Genomic DNA, 18,330 nt, shown 5'->3' with positions numbered 1-18,330 from the left:
TCAAAAAACTCATCCTAAATTTGATAAAGAACTGGAAAAAAAAAGACGGAAGAAATTAAAGATATTTAATTTAAAAACAAGGCTGCTATAGAATTTGGGGAAATAATAGTATTGTTTTTAGATGAATGTCATCTACTTCATGGTGATCTAACTGGTTATGTTTGGAGTCAATCAAAAATTAGAATTGAAGTCCCAATTACCAATGAAAAAGATAGACAAACTTATTTTGGCACACTCAATTATCCAAGCAAAGAATTCCATATTCAGAGGCATTTATCTGGTGATGAAAAATCAACAGTTAAATTCATAAAATACTTACAAAATAAATATAAAAATTGCAAAATTATCTTGATTTGGGATGGAGCTAGTTATCATAAATATGGAGAATTTAGAGACTTTTTATTAGAACTCAATGGTGACAAAGAACCTGATAATTGGTCAATCACTTGTATTTTATTTGCTCCCAATGCTCCCCAACAGAATCCCGTTGAAGATATTTGGTTACAAGCTAAAAACTTTTTAAGAAAGTATTGGTATTTATGTAGATCTTTTAAGATTGTCAAATTTTTGGAGAGAGTTTTTTACTAACGAACATAAATTTGATTCCCCCAAAATACGTCAATATACTTACACACAGAAAATTATTTAAGATTGCTCTAGATATAGAAAATCATTTAGGATTGCTATAGGAGCATTAATTTTTGGCAACTCTTTCGCAAAACTCAAAGCAATCGCTTTTCTGTAATTAACTTTGACAGTATCAGCATCGAGATGCAGGTGAGACTTAGCAAAACCGAGAATATCTTCCCCTTGTTTTTCAAAATCCCATAAAATCCGGTTCCAATTTATCCCATCATAAAGATTGTAGCGACCAGGGGAAAAATGCTGCGATCGCTGACTGACACCCACAGGATTACAAACAGGAACTAGCCAAATTTCCCCGCTTAACTGGCTGCTGTCCAAAGACATTAAAAAATCAATTAATTGGTAAATCACAGCATTACCGCTAATCTCAGCGCCGTGCAGGTTAGATTGGAGATAAGCTTTTTTGCCGGGAATCGCACCTTGGAACTGATAAACTTTCAGTGACACCCGATCGCCCGAAGCAAGCTGCACCACAGGAATAGTCGAAATAACAGGAATCATAGAGAAGGAAGTTCGGCAACGGATTCTGTAACGGATGTAACGGATGTCAGGAAGAGGGAAGAGGAAGTGGGAAGTGGGAAGAAGTCAAGCGTGAAGAAGGCAAAATTTTTTTCTTTGTTCTGCCAACTGCCAACTGCCAACTGCCAACAGACTTATTCCTTCATAGCCGATTTGCTGACGAAGGTCTAAAATCAATACAGTCCTCTGCTGACTTGCTTTCAGCAAGATTTAAGCATACTTACCCTGCAACCTTATAATAATCCTTGTGCCAGACACTGCCCAGAACCGCCCAGAGCTGGATCTGAAGACCATATTTCCATTCGAGCTAGATAACTTTCAGAGAGAGGCGATCGCCGCCCTCGATGCAGGTAAATCCGTTGTCGTGTGCGCTCCCACAGGCTCTGGGAAAACGTTAATCGGGGAATACGCCATCCATCAAGCACTCTCCAGAGGGCGGCGCGTCTTCTATACCACTCCCCTCAAAGCTCTGTCTAACCAAAAGCTGCGCGACTTCCGCAGTCAATTTGGAGACGACAACGTAGGTTTGCTGACGGGCGACATCTCCGTCAATCGAGATGCGCCGATTTTGGTGATGACTACCGAAATATTTCGGAATATGCTCTACGGTACGCCGATCGGAGAAGTCGGTACTTCCCTCACCGGAGTCGAAACCGTGGTGCTCGACGAGTGTCACTACATGAACGATCGCCAGCGCGGTACCGTCTGGGAAGAATCGATCATCTACTGTTCGAGCGAAATTCAACTGCTCGCCCTCTCAGCAACCGTTGCCAATAGCGACCAACTCACAGACTGGATTAACAAAGTCCACGGGCCCACAGAGCTCGTCTACTCAGACTTTCGGCCAGTACCCCTGCAATTCCACTTCGCCAACCAAAAAGGGATATTTCCCCTGCTAGACGAGACCGGCAAAAGAGCGAATGTCCGGTTAGTCCCCAAAAAGAAGGGGCAAAAAGTAGAAAGAGGCAGCATCCCCACTCCGAGTTTGACCGATGTTTTGGCCCGGTTGGACGATCGAGATATGCTACCAGCAATTTACTTCATCTTCAGCCGTCGCGGGTGCGACCAAGCAGTCGCAGAAGTCGGCAATTTCTCCCTAGTTAACGAAGCCGAAACAGCCGAACTCAAACGCATCATTGACGATTTTTTACAGCGGAACCCAGAAGCAGAACGCTTCGGTCAAAAAGAAGCACTTTTAAAAGGCATCGCCGCCCACCACGCAGGCATTTTGCCCGCTTGGAAAGGCTTAGTAGAAGAACTCTTTGGCAGAGGTTTGATTAAAGTCGTATTTGCCACCGAAACCCTAGCAGCCGGGATTAATATGCCCGCCCGCACCACAGTCATTTCCACCCTGTCCAAGCGCACCGACAAGGGACACCGACTGCTAAACGCTTCAGAATTCCTGCAAATGGCCGGTCGGGCGGGTCGGCGGGGCATGGACAAGCTGGGGCACGTGGTCGCAGTTCAGACGCGCTTTGAAGGCGCAAAAGAAGCCTCGTATTTGGCAACAGCCAAAGCCGACCCCCTCGCCAGTCAGTTTACTCCCAGCTACGGCATGGTGCTGAATTTGCTGCAAACACACACTCTCGACGAAGCTCAAGAGTTAGTAGAGCGGAGTTTTGGTCAATACCTGTCTACCTTGTACTTGCAGCCGCAGCAAGAAGAATTAGACCGATTGCAAACAGAATTGGTGGTGCTTGAACAGTCCCTAGCGGCCGGAGGAAATGTCTCCACCCTGGAAAAAGAACTCGCCCATTACGAAAAATTGCAGGCAAGACTCAAAGAAGACAAACGTTTGCTGAAAATTCTATTGCAGCAAGCTGAAGAAGCCAGATTTAAGGAGATGTCCGTAGCTGTGGCTTTTGCAGTGCTCGGCACGGTTCTGAGTCTCAAAGGCAAGCACGTTCCGACAGCCAAACGATCGCACACAAATCCTGTACCCGCCGTATTGGTGGCCAAAATCGCAGGTTCCGGCCAAGCACCAAATTTGGTGTGCTTGGGCAAAGATAACCGCTGGTATGTCGTCGCCATTAGCGATGTCGCTAGTCTGCACGCCGAATTACCCCGCTTGAGCGTTGCAGATACCTTGAACCCGCCGTCGGAAATGCCCCTGAGACTCGGCCAGTGCCGCTTGGCAAATGAAGAAACTGCTTCAATTGCTGCATCGATCCCAGAATTGCCGACACCGGAACCGAGCCCAGAGGCGATCGAGCAACAGCGGAAAATCGCAGCCCTAGAAGCTAAGCTAGAAATTCACCCGGTTCTACAATGGGGCAATCCCGGTACTTTGCTCAAACGCCAGCGCCGCCGGGAAGAATTGAAAAAAGAAATCCGCAAAAGCGAACAAGAGTTAGAAAAGCAGCGAGCTCGCTACTGGGAGCAATTTCTCAACTTAATCGACATCTTGCTGAATTTCGGCTGCTTGGAAAGAGTAGTTTCGGCAACTGGAAACCGAGATGACTCCTCCGACAGGTTAGTGCCCACAATTTTGGGCCAAGCTTGCGCCGCCATTCGCGGCGATAACGAACTGTGGCTGGGTTTGTCCCTGATGTCTGCGGAATTTGACGAACTCGACCCCCACCACCTCGCTGCTGCTTGCGCGGCCTTAGTTACAGAAGTTTCCAGACCGGACAGTTGGACTCACTACTCGCTGTCGCCGGAAGTTTTGGCACCTTTGGACAATCTACAAAAAGGCCTCCGGCGCCGATTGTTTCAAGTGCAGTACCGTCATGAAGCTGCGATCCCGATTTGGCTGGAACGGGATTTAGTGACTTTGGTTGAGCAGTGGGCTTTGGGTGTTGAATGGCTGGAACTGATTAGCCATACGAGTTTGGATGAAGGGGATGTGGTGCGGATTTTGCGCCGGACTTTGGATTTCTTGTCTCAGATTCCTCATGTTCCTCATGTTTCGGATTCTTTGCGGAGAAATGCTTGTCGGGCGATGCAGTTAATCGATAGATTCCCGGTGAATGAAGCTGCAACGCCAGAAAATTCTTGACAGTTGACTGTTGACAGTTGGCCGTTGGCTGTAAGCTGTCCAGAATCAAAATTGTATTTTTGGTTTCTCAACCCAAATGCACGCAGATTTTAATCTAAAATCGTTTCCGGTTGCATCGGTATTGTTCCAATGTCCAAATCGCCAAACAGTCACCTGTCAACTGTCATCAGGAATAGACCCCGATTTAAATCTAAAATCCAAAATCCAAAATCTAAAATCCAAAATCTAAAATCTAAAATCGATTGGCTGTAAGCTGTCCGGCATCAAAATTGTATTTTTGGTTTTTCAACCCAAATGCACCCAGGTTTTAATCTAAAATCGTTTCCGGTTGCATCGGTATTGTTCAAATGCCAAAATGTCCAAACAGTCAACTGTCAACTGTCATGAGGAATAGATCCAGATTTAAATCCCAAATCCCAAATCCCAAATCTAAAATCTAAAATCTAAAATCTAAAATCGCTCGATCGCACTTTTTCCTGATTCAGGTTGCAGGGCAGGATAGAAAATTGTATGGTGCGGATTGATCGATCTTAATTGTTATTGAATTTTTATCTAGCGGTGCGCTGGGTAATTCTCCTATTTATCATGCAACAAATCAAAAAGCCTCATCAAATGCCTGATGCCTGCTCTCAGGCTAAAAAAATTCGCTTTTTCACTTTCGTGCAAAGAGTCTTAATTGGAACTCTAGCGAGTACATTACTCAATCTCTTCATCCTATTTCCCTCTCCGAGTTTCGCAGAAGTAGTTCTGGGCGTTGTTCGCAGTTCCGAGAATTCTCCCGACTGGGTAAAGATTACCACGCGCCTCTGGGAAAGTGGCATTGCTTACAAACCCATCAATCTCGAAGAAATCAAAAGTACGGCGGATTTAACAGGCGTTAACGTGCTGTTTTTGCCCAACATTGAAACTTTGAGTCCGACGCAAATTAAAGTTTTAGAAGCTTGGGCCTCCCAGGGCGGCCGCTTGATTGCTTCGGGCCCCGTCGGCCGCAGTTCCCCGGCCTTGGTGCGCCAATCTTTGCGATCGCTCCTCGGAGCCTATTGGGCTTTTCCGTTAACCCAACCTGCAACCCCGCAACCGCGCAGCCGCTGTCGGGATCTGGCTTGTACTACTTCTAGCAGTTGGATGCCACCCGAACAAAAAAATGCCTCAGTCCAAGGCGGTGTCTTGATTCCGGCTGATGCGAACAGTCAAACTATTGCTACTTGGAAAGATAGTTCCGGTTCCTCCGCAGCCATCGCCACGGATCGCGCTACCTATCTCGGCTGGCGCTGGGGTAGCGACGGTTCGGCAAATGTAGATAAGGCTTGGCTGCAAGCCTCGATCGCCCGCTGGGGAGGCACAATCGCTTCGGGGCCTGTAGCGCCGCCCACTGCGGGCGCGACCCCACTGCCAAGTCCCCCCTCCAGAGTCACTAGAAACAGCCCTAGTTCGCCGCGTAGTACCCCGCTGAGCCGAGTTTCTCCCTCGGGTGCGCTTCCCGACCCAGTACCTGCAACTTTTACAGACCCTTCCGATCAGTCGGCGTCGGCGGGTTTGGACGTGCAGCCAAATTCCAATAAGCCGATCGTCAGCATTGAAGCGTACTTGATGCGCCAAGAACTCACCAACCTCCTCGGCAGGTTTGAAAGCGCCCTGACAGCAGCTAATTCAGCTAATACCCCTGTTAATCTCAATGCTGCTACCCCCCCTCAACTGGTGGCCGCAAGCAACAGTGCCGGCGGCCCGGCAGCCAGTCGCCCGCCTGTTCTGCAATCGAGCAGGACGGGGGCGATCGCCCAAGCGCGGCAGGTTTTGCAAACTTTCGACCAACTCCTGCAACAGCAAAACTACGCGGAGGCTAGAAAGCAGTGGGTGGAAGCGCGACAGTTACTGTGGGAAAATTATCCGAAGGAAGGACAGCGGGTTGGGGCGGAAATTCGGGCTGTTTGGCTCGATCGGGGGACGATCGTCGCAGCACGATCTGAACAGGGTTTGGCCGCAGTGTTCGATCGGCTCGCCGCCGCCGGTATCAATACTGTTTTCTTTGAAACATTGAATGCCGGATATACGATTTATCCGAGTCAAGTTGCACCGCAACAAAATCCCCTGACTGTTGGCTGGGACCCGCTGGCATCTGCGGTGAGATTAGCTCACGAGCGAGGCATGGAACTGCACGCTTGGGTTTGGGTTTTTGCCACAGGAAATAAGCGCCACAATACTTTAATTGGGAAGCCTAGTTCTTATCCAGGTCCGGTGCTTTCCGCCCATCCAGATTGGGCAAATATTGACAATAAAGGACGCACCCAAAATCCTAACGATGGTAAATTTTATATCGATCCTGCGAACCCGGAAGCGCGTAATTATTTGCTACGAATTGTTGGCGAAATTGCTAATAACTACAAAGTAGATGGAGTGCAGTTAGACTATATTCGCTATCCTTTTCAAGATGACAATGCGAATTTTACTTACGGTTACGGTATTGCGGGGAGGCAGCAATTTAAGCAGTTGACTGGTGCAGATCCGGTGAATATTTCGCCTAGTTCTGGCAGTTTGTGGCGGCAGTGGGTTGAGTTTAAAACTAATCAAATCAATACTTTTGTAGCTGAAGTTTCTCAGCTTTTGCGGCAGAATTATCCGCGCACAATTCTGTCGGTGGCGGTGTTTCCGCACCCGGAAAGTCAGCGGATTTACAAAATTCAGCAAAATTGGGAAGTTTGGGCTCGTCAGGGCATTGTAGATTTGATTGTGCCAATGACTTATGCTTTGGATACGAACCGACTTCAGCGCATCACCGAACCTTTGGTAAAGGAACAAATGCTTGGTTCGGCTTTGATTTCTCCGGCGGTTAAGTTGTTGACTCTCCCGGAAGTTGTGGCGATCGACCAAATTCAAGCTTTGCGCGATTTGCCGACTGGGGGCTATGCTATTTTTGCGGTGGAAAGTATCAGCAGCGGGATGCAGGGGTTTTTTAACCGCACTCAAGGCCCACCAGTGCGTTCCACTTCTGCTGCAGAGCCGATTCCTTACCGACAGCCGTTTGCGGCGGCGGCTTCGCGGTATACTGCTCTCAAGCAGGAATGGAGTTTTTTGTTGGCTAACAATCAGTTGCGGGTGTCGGAATCTGAACTGAAAGTTTTGCAAAGTCGAGCGGATGAATTGGCGCAAGCTTTGAGCAAGTTGGCTGCAAATCCTTCTACGGAAAGTTTAGCAACTGCTAAAAGATTGTTGGGGAGTTTTGAATCTCAATTTCAATCTTCGATGCGCTTGCATTCTGCCGAAAATAGCTATCAGGTGCAAACTTGGCAAAATCGTTTGGAGAGTTTGGATATGCTTTTACGTTACGGCGAAAGGATGGAGTTGAATCGCAGATAAATACAGATTTTTGGGGTGTGTGCTGCTGTGGATAGTGCGATCGTGCTAACATTTGGGCGATCGTACTCTAATTAAGTTAGTTCGCGATGCCAGGGGTAATCCTCACCTTGGTTTTTTCACAGTAATACTTCGTTCGAGCCCGCAGATGCAGTAAAAAACCCGATGGTTGAGCGAAGCCGAAACCCGCTGTCTTGGGTCGGAGTGCGATCGCGAACTGTAAGGTTGTAAGTAGGTCATCGCAAAATAACCATAGTATCTTATCAGGGAGGGTTTAGTTAAGATCCATGCTCAAAGCGAGTAGATGAATCCTCTCACCCGCCCGAACCATGTAATGTTTATTTGCACCTACTTAGTGACGACAGAAGTCCTCAAAACTATTAAAGGTCGAGATCAAACAATTTGATAATGAGTGATCTCGTTTCCGGTTGCGGATAACAGTCAACCATTGAGTTTTTCGACACCGAGTCAACAGTCAACAGTCAACAATCATAAGGAGTACAACCGGAAGTGATATGATTAACCGGATTTGATATTACTCGATCGTTTCTCGCTCGAAAATTTTAACATCTACTAATTTCAACTGCCAATTTAAATTACTTTTACGAGGACTATGTTTCCTAAACCCCTCAATCGTTTGGCTACAAAAATTATCGGCAAAGTTCCATTACAAACGGTGCTCGTGGTTCCTTTTTTAGTGCAAATTGTCGGCACGGTTGGAGTTGTAGGTTGGCTATCTTTCCAAAACGGTCAGCGGGCAGTTAACGATGTTGCCGCTCAGTTGCGGGCAGAAATTAGCGATCGCATCAAAGACCGCATGGAACATTATATGTCAATTCCCCACATTGTCAATCACCTGAACGTTCAATCGATAAAATTGGGACAGTTGAACCTAGAAGACAAGCAAAAACTCGAACATCATTTCCTCGAACAAATTCAATATTTTGATTCTATCAGCATTATTTACACAGGCAAAGAAAATGGAGAACATTCGGGAGCAATCCGCACTAAAGATGGGACTTTGATATCGGCTGCTGACAGCTCTACTGGCAATAAATTAGCTCGATATACTGCGGACTCTCAGGGAAACCGCGTTCAATTAGTCCAAATTTCACCCAATATTTACGACCCGCGAACTCGCCCTTGGTACATAGCTGCAGCTGCGGCTAAAAAACCCATTTGGACTCCAATCTATACAGATTTTTTGACGAGGGAACTGGCAATTACTGCTGCTTTGCCTATCTACGACGACGCTGGCAAATTGTTAGGAGTAGCGGGCAGCGATTTGCTCTTTTCCCGAATCAAAGAATTTCTCGTCAGCCTCAAAATTGGCAAGTCAGGGCAAACTTTTGTGATGGAGCGCTCGGGGATGTTAATTGCCACTTCAACGGCTAGTCCAGAATTCGTGGTGGAAGGTAAAGAAACAAGACGGATTAAAGCTTCAGAAAGCGAGAATCCGGTAATTCGCCAAACTGCACAGCATTTAAATAAATCCTACGATAGCTTAGCTAAAATCAATAATTCTCAACAACTTACTTTTGATGTTGATGGCAAGCGAAATTTTATGCAGGTAGCTCCTTTTAAAGACGATCGAGGGTTGGATTGGCTGATTGTAGTAGTTGTACCAGAGTCTGACTTTATGGAGAAAATTAACCTCAACACGCGCACGACTTTTTTACTGTCGCTTGCAGCTTTGATGGGGGCGACAATTCTGGGGATTCTTACTGCTAAATGGGTAGTTCAGCCGATTTTAAGATTGAATGCGGCGGCGAAAGCTTTGGCACGGAATGAATGGGATACAAAGTTGACTCTAAATCGCGAAGATGAACTCGGAGAACTTGCGACTGCTTTTAACAGTATGGCTGAGCAATTGCAGCATTCATTTACTTCTCTGTCGGAAAGCGAAAACCGAGTAAAACAATTTTTCAATGCAGTACCACTAGGGATTTTTATTGCAGAACCCAACGGTCAACCTCACTACATTAATCCTACCGGAGAGCAACTTTTATCTCAAGGAATTGTACCAGCCGATTCCGAAAGTTTACGTCAATCCTACCGAGTTTATTTAGCAGGCACTCAGGAAATTTACCCAGCGGAACGCGACCCAATTTTAAATGCTTTGCAGGGTAAAAGTGTAACTGTTGATGACATTGAAATCTCCTCTACGGACAAAACAGTTCCCCTGCAAGTTTGGGGAACTCCTATTTATGACGCTCAAGGAAATATAATATTATCTTCGGGATGTGCGCTTTTCAAGATATTACAGAACGCAAACTAGCGGAGAAAGTATTAAATGAATACAACGACAATTTAGCAGTGCAAGTTGCAGAACGTACCGCCGATCTTGCCAAGGCAAAAGAAAAGTTTTCTAAAGCTTTCCGTTTAAGTCCTAATGCGATTACCCTGACTAGAATTAGCGATGGTCGCCACATAGAAGCCAATGAGAGCTTTTGTCGGATGATGGGGTACAGTCACGAAGAAATTATTGGAAAAACAGCGGTCGAACTCAATTTCTGGGCGAGTTTGGGAGAGCGCGATCGCATGATTCAAATGTTAAAAAATAAGACGGCTCTTCACAATTATGAGCTGAGGTTTCGCAATAAAAAGGGTACAGAAAGAACGGCACTGCTGTCGATAGAAACCATCGATATTGACGGAGAAGCTTGTTTTTTGTCGATTTCTAGCGATATTACTGAGCGGCAAAAAGCAGAAACTGCCCTCCGGGAAGCAGAAGAAAAGTACCGCAACATTTATGAAAATGCTTTGAATGGAATTTTTCAAACTGCTATTGACGGGAAATATATCAGCGCTAACCCCGCTTTAGCTCACATCTATGGTTACGACTCGCCTGCAGAATTAATAGCAGCACAGCCGAATTTCAATAATCAGCTTTACGTGAAATCCAACCGCCGCGACGAATTTGCAGCGCTGATGAACGAGTACGGGATACTATCAAACTTTGAATCGGAAATTTACCGCAAAGATGGCAGCATAATCTGGATTTCGGAAAATTGTCGCGCTGTCTGCGATGAAGCAGGAAATCTACTTTACTACGAAGGTTTTATTAAAGACATTACTGATAACAAACAAGCGGAAATCAAAATGCAACAGGCGAAAGAAGCGGCCGAAGCAGCAAACAAAGCGAAGAGTACCTTTCTCGCCAATATGAGCCACGAATTGCGATCGCCCCTGAACGCGGTCATCGGCTTTGCTCAAGTCATGCTCCGCAGTAAAACGTTGTCTCAGGAAAATCAAGAAGATGTCGGAATTATCCTGCGGAGTGGCGAACATTTACTAGCTTTAATTAACCAAGTTTTAGACTTATCAAAAATCGAAGCCGGACGCACGACTATTAATGAAAAAAGCTTTGACTTGTACCAACTAATCGACGATTTAGAAGATATGTTTGCTCTCAAAGCTGAGCAAAAGGGTTTGCAATTAATCTTCGACCGAGACGCTGAAGTTCCCCATTATATTTGTACTGATGAAGTTAAATTGCGGCAAGTCTTAATTAATTTGCTCAATAATGCAATTAAATTTACTTCAGAAGGGGGAGTGTCGGTGCAAGTCAAAGGAGGAAGGCGGAATATACATAAAAACAGCACTGACCAATTGCCCGGCCGCTACTGGCTGCATTTTGAAGTTCAAGATACTGGTGCAGGCATTGCTGCTGAGGAAATTCATCAGTTGTTTGAAGCATTCGTGCAGACGAAAACAGGTAAAGATTCTCAGGAAGGAACGGGTTTAGGTTTAGCTATTAGTCGCCAGTTCGTGCAATTAATGGGAGGTGAAATTACTGTTAGCAGCGAGATCGGAAAGGGTGCAGTATTTCAGTTTGACATCCAAGTTCATCTGGTTGAAGCTAGTGATATTGAGAGCAAAAAAACTCAACGCCGAGTTGTTGCCCTCGAACCGGATCAGCCGAGTTATCGCTTGCTAATTGTGGACGACAAACCTTTGAACCGCCAACTGTTAGTAAAACTTCTCAGTCCACTCGGATTTGAGTTGAGAGAAGCGAATAACGGTAAAGAAGCGGTTGATATTTTTATGGAGTGGGAACCGCATCTGATTTGGATGGACATGAGAATGCCTGTCATGGACGGCTATGAGGCAACGAAACAGATTAAAACTACAACTGGCGGGCAAGCAACAGCGATTGTGGCTCTAACTGCTAGCGTTTTGGAGGAAGAACGGGCGGTGATTCTTTCGGCGGGTTGCGATGATTTTATGCGGAAACCGTTCCGAGAGGAGGATATCTTTGTGGCAATGGGAAAACATTTAGGAGTACGCTATATTTATGAAGATCCAACCGCGGTCAGTGCCGCAGGTGTAGAGGAGTCAAGTCAGGAGGTGCTGACACCGGAGGCGATCGCCTCTCTTTCTCCAGACTGGATGGCCCAATTCAAGCAAAGTATTTTGAGTGTGGACATGGAGGCGATCGCAACTTCGATCGCACAAATCGGCACTGTCAATCCCTCTCTTGCGGGCAAGCTTCAAGATTGCATTAATAATTTTGAATATGACAGAATTTTGAACATAATCGATCTCAGCGAGAAACAGTAAATACCCGATGACTTCAACTTCACCTAAAACCAACCGAGCTAATATTTTAGTAGTGGACGATACGCCAGAAAACCTGCGGCTGCTGGCAGGAATTTTGAGCGAAAAAGGCTATCAAGTTCGCCCCGTACCCAATGGTAAGCTAGCATTGTCTGCAGCTCAAAAAATACCCCCGGATCTAGTGCTGCTGGATATTATGATGCCGGAGATGGACGGCTATCAAGTTTGCCAGCAACTCAAAGCTTCTGAAATTACCAAAGACATTCCTGTTATTTTTATTAGTGCGATAAATGACGTGCTGGATAAAGTTAAAGCTTTTGCAGTGGGCGGAGTTGACTTTATTTCTAAACCGTTTCAGGTTGAAGAAGTTTTAGCCCGGATAGAAACTCATTTAAAAATTTGTTCACTGCAACAAACTTTGCAAGAGAAAAATCAAGATTTAGCAACGGCGCTGCACCAACTGCAAGCCACCCAAGAGCATTTGATTCAATCTGAAAAAATGGCAGCCCTGGGACAACTTATTGCTGGCATTGCCCACGAAATCAATACCCCCCTGGGCATTATAGGTTCCTCTATTAATAATATAGCTAATTTTTCCGACGAGTTTTTAGAAAAGTTTCCTGAAATTTATCAACAACTTTCTGACGAAAGCAAAGCTTATTTTTTAGCTTTACTGTACAGAGCCACCCATCAAGAAGTTTTATTCACAAGCAGAGAGAAACGCAAATTTAAACAGCAGTTGGCGGCGGGTTTGATGGCAGAAGCTGTTGAAAACTCCGAGGAAATTGCGGATACTTTAGTTGACATGGAAATCTACGAAAAAATAGAAGAGTTCTTGCCGCTTTTTAAATCGCCGGATTGGGAAGTAGTTTTAAATAGTGCTTACCAGTTTGCGAGCTTTAAAAAAAGTATTAGCCTAATCCAAAGAGCAACAGCGAAGTCTGGAAAAGTAGTATTCGCCCTAAAAACCTACGCTCATTTTGATAGCAAACAAGAAAAAGTCCAGGCGAACTTGCACGATGGCATTGAAACGGTGTTAACCCTTTACCAAAATCAACTAAAACACGGTATAGAAGTAGTTAAAAACTATGGAGATTTACCCCAAATTATGTGCTATCCCGATGACTTAAATCAAGTTTGGACGAATCTCGTCCATAATGCCCTGCAAGCAATGGATTATAAAGGTATTTTGATCATTGAAACTCGGCAGCAAGAGGCCAATATTTTCCTCAAGTTTACGGATAACGGCAAAGGTATTCCCTCAGAAGTTATTCCGAAAATTTTTCAGCCATTTTTTACGACTAAATCTGCGGGCGAAGGTAGCGGTTTGGGATTGGATATTGTGAGAAAAATTGTGGAAAAACACGAAGGCACAATTGCTGTAGATTCTGTACCGGGGCAGACAACTTTTACAGTTTCGCTGCCAATTTATTAAACACAACTTACCTGCAGGGGGCTGATTGGCGGTGACACTCGTCGCTGTCTCGCTGACAAATACAAGATTTATTACACGAAACCGAGTTTATCTTCGGAAGTCCTATTAAAATAAGATAGGGGACAGATATCCTGCATCCTTACCCGAAATCAATAATCTAAAAGCAACTCATGTCGGTAAACCTACTAAAATTTAAGCAGAGAGGAAAAGATGAATAAGCCTGTAATTCTTTGCGTTGATGATGAACCGGATATCTTGAATACTCTCAAGATTCAGCTCAAAAAGGAATTTAAAAATGATTACTTTTATGAATTAGCTGAAAGTGGTGAGGAAGCTTTAGATTTACTGGAACACTTTCAAGAAAAAGCTCAGGTGATTGTGGTAGTTTCTGATTGGCTGATGCCGGGAATTAAAGGTGACGAACTTTTAATTAAAGTTCACCAAAAATATCCTAAAATTATTAAAGTTATGTTAACGGGACAAGCGGATGCAGCGGCTGTTCAGCGGGCAGTAGAAGAAGCAGATTTATACTGTTGTTTGTACAAACCCTGGCAAAGCAAAGACTTAATAGAAACTATAAAATCTGGGCTGGCTAAGTTATGAAAAAACCTGTAATTGTTTGTATTGATGATGAACCTGACGTTTTGAATAGTTTAAAGATTGAACTAAAAAAGGCGATCGGCGATCGATGTATAATTGAAACCGCTGAAGGGGGGGCTGATGCTTTAGAGTTGCTGGCTGATTTGCAGGCAGATGAATACGAGATTGCTTTGGTACTTTCCGATTATATCATGCCGGATATTAAAGGGGATGAACTGCTCAGAAGAATTCACGAAAGCTCGCCGGAGACGCTGACCATTATGCTAACGGGGCAAGCAGATTTGGAAGCCCTGAGTAATGCTATCAAGTATGCTAAATTGTACCGTTATATTCCTAAACCTTGGCAAAATGAAGACTTAAAATTAACGGTAGTAGAAGCAGTTCACAGTTATTTGCAAGATCAAAAGTTAACAGATGAAATTCATAAACGCCAAGAAGTAAACGAGGAGTTAAAGCTAGTAAATGAGGCGCTGTCTGCGAGTGAAAGCCGCCTGAGTCAATTTTTAGAAGCTTTGCCAGTGGGGGTATCTGTGTATCATCCCGACGGCTCGATCGCCTATTTCAACCAGGCAGCGCGGGATTTGCTGGGTGCAGACACTATCCCGGAAAGCACTGCGGAACAATTAGCTGCCACTTATCAACTTTATGTTGCCAATACTGATGAGCTGTACCCGCCGGATAATCTGCCAATTTTGCGGGCACTGAAAGGAGAATCTGTTAAGGTTGACGATGTAGAAATCCGTCAAGATGGCAAAAAAATTGCGATCGAGATCAATACCACGCCGATTTTTGACGCTAGCGGAAATATTGTTTATGCGATCGCAGCTTTTCAAGATATTAGCGATCGCAAACAAGCCGAAAAAATACTAGCAGATTACCACCACACCTTAGAAGCCCAAATTGACGAACGCACAGAACAACTGCAACAAGCCGCCTTAGCTGCTGAAGCAGCAAACAAAGCTAAAAGCACGTTTCTGGCCAATATGAGCCACGAGTTACGCACCCCTCTCAATTCTATACTCGGCTTTGCACAAATCATGGAACCCAGCCCGGATCTGACTGTCGAAAACCGAGAAAATATGAGAATTATTCGCCGTAGTGGCGAACACTTGCTAACCTTAATTAATGAAGTCTTAGACTTGTCAAAAATCGAAGCGGGGCGGATGACGCTCAACCCGAAAAATTTCGACCTCTACCGCTTGCTTGACGATTTGCAAGATATGTTTCAACTGCGGGTACATAATCAAGAATTACAGTTGCATTTCCAGCGCGATGCTGACGTTCCTCAGTACGTGCGAACCGATGATATTAAACTGCGACAAGTGCTGATTAATCTTCTGAGTAATGCGATTAAGTTTACCCAAACAGGCGAAATTATCTTAAGAGTGATAAAGTTAGAAAAATCGGGATTTCTGGATTTATTGGATAGTCCGACAGCGTGCTTTGATACCACAAGAAGTATTCGGGATTTTTCTCGAACTAGCAGTGATTTTGCAAAAGTTGAATGGAGCGATGAGGATGAGGATTCAACTGTGCCGGGTTTTTTCCTTCTATTTGAACTTGAAGATACAGGAGTTGGCATTGATCCAGAAGAATTGGGCAATATTTTTAAGGCGTTTGTCCAAACAGCTTCCGGTCAAAAAATTCAGAAAGGCACGGGTTTAGGATTGAAGATTAGCCGTCAATTTGTCCGTCTGATGGGAGGAGAAATTGTCGTAGAAAGTCAACTGGAACTCGGCACCACTTTTAAATTTGAAATTCCAGTCGGTGCAGTTAATGCTGCTGAGCTTCCAGATCCGCAACTTAACCGCGAAGTTACTGGGTTGGAACCCAATCAACCGCGCTACCGGATTTTAATTGTGGACGATCGCGAAGACAACCGCCAACTTTTAGTCAAAATGCTTTCTCCTTTGGGTTTCCGGGTGGAACAAGCCACCAACGGCCAGGAAGCAATAGAAATGTGGGAAAATTGGCATCCGCACTTAATTTTGATGGATGTGCGAATGCCAGTAATGGACGGCTACGAAGCTACTAAACAAATTAAGGCTACAATCAAGCAGAGAGAACAAGAGCAGCAAGGAAATGGGGAAATGAATATTTCCCATCCCGACTCCCCGATTCCCAAGATTATTGCTTTGACAGCTAGTACAATTGAAGGGAGGCAAGCGTTTGCTTTATTGGTCGGCTGCGACGATTTTATTAGCAAACCTTTCCGCAAAACAGATATATTTGATACCCTCACCAAACATTTGGGGGTGAAGTATGTCTACTCTAACTCAACGGACTTTACCTCAATAGGCGATCGAAATAATTTATCTGGCTCCCTCCCTAATGCTGCCCTTGCTTATTTACCTAAACTTCCCGCAGAATGGATAGACAACATGAAGCAGGTAATCCGCAGTGCTGATTTTGACTTGATTGTCAGGACAATCGACGAAATAAGGGAGCCTCATCCTGAATTTGCCGACATCCTCCAGGGTCATCTCGATAATTTTGATTACCAGAAAATACTCAATTTAATTGCCGAGGCGGAGGACTCAGATAATGCAGATCAAGGCGGAACAGACTGAAAACTATCAAGCAAATATTTTAGTAGTTGACGATACGCCAGACAATCTGCGTTTGTTGATTAGAATTTTGCAAAAAAATGGCTATAAAGTTCGACCTGTTACTAATGGTTTTTCTGCCTTAGATGCAATTCAATCTAGCGCACCCGATTTGATTTTGCTGGATATTATGATGCCGGATATTGACGGCTACGAACTATGTAAAAAATTAAAATCCCAATCGCAATTTAGGGAAATTCCCATTATTTTTCTCAGCGCGCTAGAAGAAGGGATAAATAAAGCAAAAGCTTTTGAAGTTGGCGGAGCAGATTATATCACCAAACCTTTTCAGGTGAAAGAAGTATTGGCGCGAGTGAGCAATCAACTTACTGTTCGTTCATTGCAAATGGAATTGCAAGAAAAAAATCAAAAATTGACCGCTCAAAATATCCAATTGCACCAGGAAATAGCTGAACGCCACCAGGTGGAAATGGAAACAAGATTGCTGCTGCAGGCTACTCAAGCTATTAGCAAATCGGAGGATTTTGAGTCTGCTATAGATGTGATTTTAGGTTTAATTTGTGAAACTATTGAATGGAATCTTGGCGAAGCTTGGATTCCTAGCAGTGAGGGGTTTTTAAAATGCGCTACAGGCAGGTACGTCAGCGACTCTAGTTTTGCCCAATTCCGAAAAACAAGTTGGCAGTTGATTTTTGCTCCCGGTGTGGGACTGCCGGGTAGGATTTGGCAGTCGCAGCAGTCTGAATGGATCGAGGATGTTTCTACTGCACCGGAACAAGTTTTTTTACGAGCGGAAATTGCGCTGACTGTGGGATTGAAAGCGGCTTTTGGGGTGCCAATTTTGGCGGAAAACCAAGTGTTAGCTATTTTGATTTTTTATCGGAAAAAAGTTTTGGAATGTCAGCCGCGCTTGTTGGAATTAGTGAGCGCCGTTGCTACGCAGCTAGGTTCATTGATTCAGCGGAAACAAGCTGAAGCAGCCCTGAAAGTGCAGCAAGGACAAACAGAGAAATTGCTGCTGAATATTTTACCGAAACCTATTGCGGATCGCTTGCAAAAAGAGCAAAAGTTGATAGCGGATCATTTTGATGAGGTGAGCGTTTTGTTTGCTGATTTGGTGGGTTTTACAGAGTTTTCGGCTCACAAAAGTCCGACGCAGTTGGTAGAAATTTTGAACGGAATTTTCTCGGAGTTCGATAGGTTGTCTGAATTGCACGGGTTGGAAAAGATTAAGACGATTGGGGATGCTTACATGGTGGTTGGGGGTTTGCCGACAGCGCGGGAGGATCACTCCTCGGCGATCGCACTTTTAGCTTTGGAGATGCAGGCAGCTTTGAGGAGGTTTAATGCCAAAATGGGAGAAAATTTTCAATTGCGGATCGGAATTCACAGCGGTTCGGTGGTGGCTGGAATTATTGGGATTAGTAAATTTAGCTATGATTTGTGGGGGGATACTGTTAATGTTGCTTCACGCATGGAATCTAACGGATTGCCTGGGAAAATTCAAGTAACGGCGGCGACTTACGAGCATTTGAAAGAGCACTTTGTTTTGGAAGAACGGGGTCATATCCCGATTAAAGGTAAAGGAAGAATGCTGACTTACTGGTTAATTGAAGAACAAAAGCACTCTTTTTAATTTTTTGATGTAAATTTCA

9 protein-coding genes and 1 pseudogene are annotated in these 18,330 nt (G+C 44.7%); 9 read left to right on the top strand and 1 reads right to left on the bottom strand.

Annotated features, from left to right (window positions below):
• The first annotated feature begins 111 nt into the window (after window positions 1-111).
• Entirely contained in the window at window positions 112-588 is a 477-nt protein-coding gene (locus tag QUA04_RS01865) for a transposase (RefSeq protein ID WP_333253236.1), read from the top strand.
• 99 nt (window positions 589-687) lie between these two features.
• On the opposite strand, the pseudogene QUA04_RS01860 reads toward QUA04_RS01865, so the two are convergent.
• Window positions 688-1,146: pseudogene (locus QUA04_RS01860) on the bottom strand (succinylglutamate desuccinylase); the annotation flags it as partial.
• A 265-nt stretch (window positions 1,147-1,411) separates the two neighbouring features.
• On the opposite strand from QUA04_RS01860, the gene QUA04_RS01855 reads away from it, so the two are divergent.
• From QUA04_RS01855 to QUA04_RS01820, 8 genes are all read left to right on the top strand, one after another.
• Entirely contained in the window at window positions 1,412-4,162 is a 2,751-nt protein-coding gene (locus QUA04_RS01855) for a DEAD/DEAH box helicase (protein WP_333253235.1), read from the top strand.
• 612 nt (window positions 4,163-4,774) lie between these two features.
• Complete coding sequence (locus QUA04_RS01850; protein ID WP_445242273.1) at window positions 4,775-7,516, top strand: family 10 glycosylhydrolase; 2,742 nt, start codon at window positions 4,775-4,777, stop codon at window positions 7,514-7,516.
• Between the two features lie 610 nt (window positions 7,517-8,126).
• Window positions 8,127-9,791: a cache domain-containing protein gene (locus QUA04_RS01845; protein ID WP_333253231.1), complete on the top strand. Its 1,665-nt coding sequence runs from the start codon at window positions 8,127-8,129 to the stop codon at window positions 9,789-9,791.
• A complete protein-coding gene (locus QUA04_RS01840; protein WP_333253229.1) occupies window positions 9,755-12,076 on the top strand; it encodes a PAS domain S-box protein in 2,322 nt (773 codons plus the stop codon). Before QUA04_RS01845 ends, QUA04_RS01840 begins: the two co-directional genes overlap by 37 nt.
• A gap of 7 nt (window positions 12,077-12,083) precedes the next feature.
• Entirely contained in the window at window positions 12,084-13,508 is a 1,425-nt protein-coding gene (locus QUA04_RS01835; protein ID WP_333253227.1) for a response regulator, read from the top strand.
• 210 nt (window positions 13,509-13,718) lie between these two features.
• A complete protein-coding gene (locus QUA04_RS01830) occupies window positions 13,719-14,111 on the top strand; it encodes a response regulator (RefSeq protein WP_333253225.1) in 393 nt (130 codons plus the stop codon).
• Window positions 14,108-16,678 (top strand): response regulator, encoded by a 2,571-nt coding sequence (locus QUA04_RS01825; protein WP_333253223.1) that lies wholly within the window; start codon window positions 14,108-14,110, stop codon window positions 16,676-16,678. The genes QUA04_RS01830 and QUA04_RS01825 overlap by 4 nt, the downstream gene beginning before the upstream one ends.
• Entirely contained in the window at window positions 16,653-18,311 is a 1,659-nt protein-coding gene (locus tag QUA04_RS01820; RefSeq protein WP_333253221.1) for an adenylate/guanylate cyclase domain-containing protein, read from the top strand. Before QUA04_RS01825 ends, QUA04_RS01820 begins: the two co-directional genes overlap by 26 nt.
• Window positions 18,312-18,330 lie beyond the last annotated feature (19 nt).

This window comes from Microcoleus sp. S13_C5, from assembly GCF_036700845.1.
Lineage (GTDB): Bacteria > Cyanobacteriota > Cyanobacteriia > Cyanobacteriales > Microcoleaceae > Microcoleus.
The sequence above is the reverse complement of the archived record's forward strand: the minus strand, read 5'-3'. Positions and strand labels throughout refer to the sequence as shown.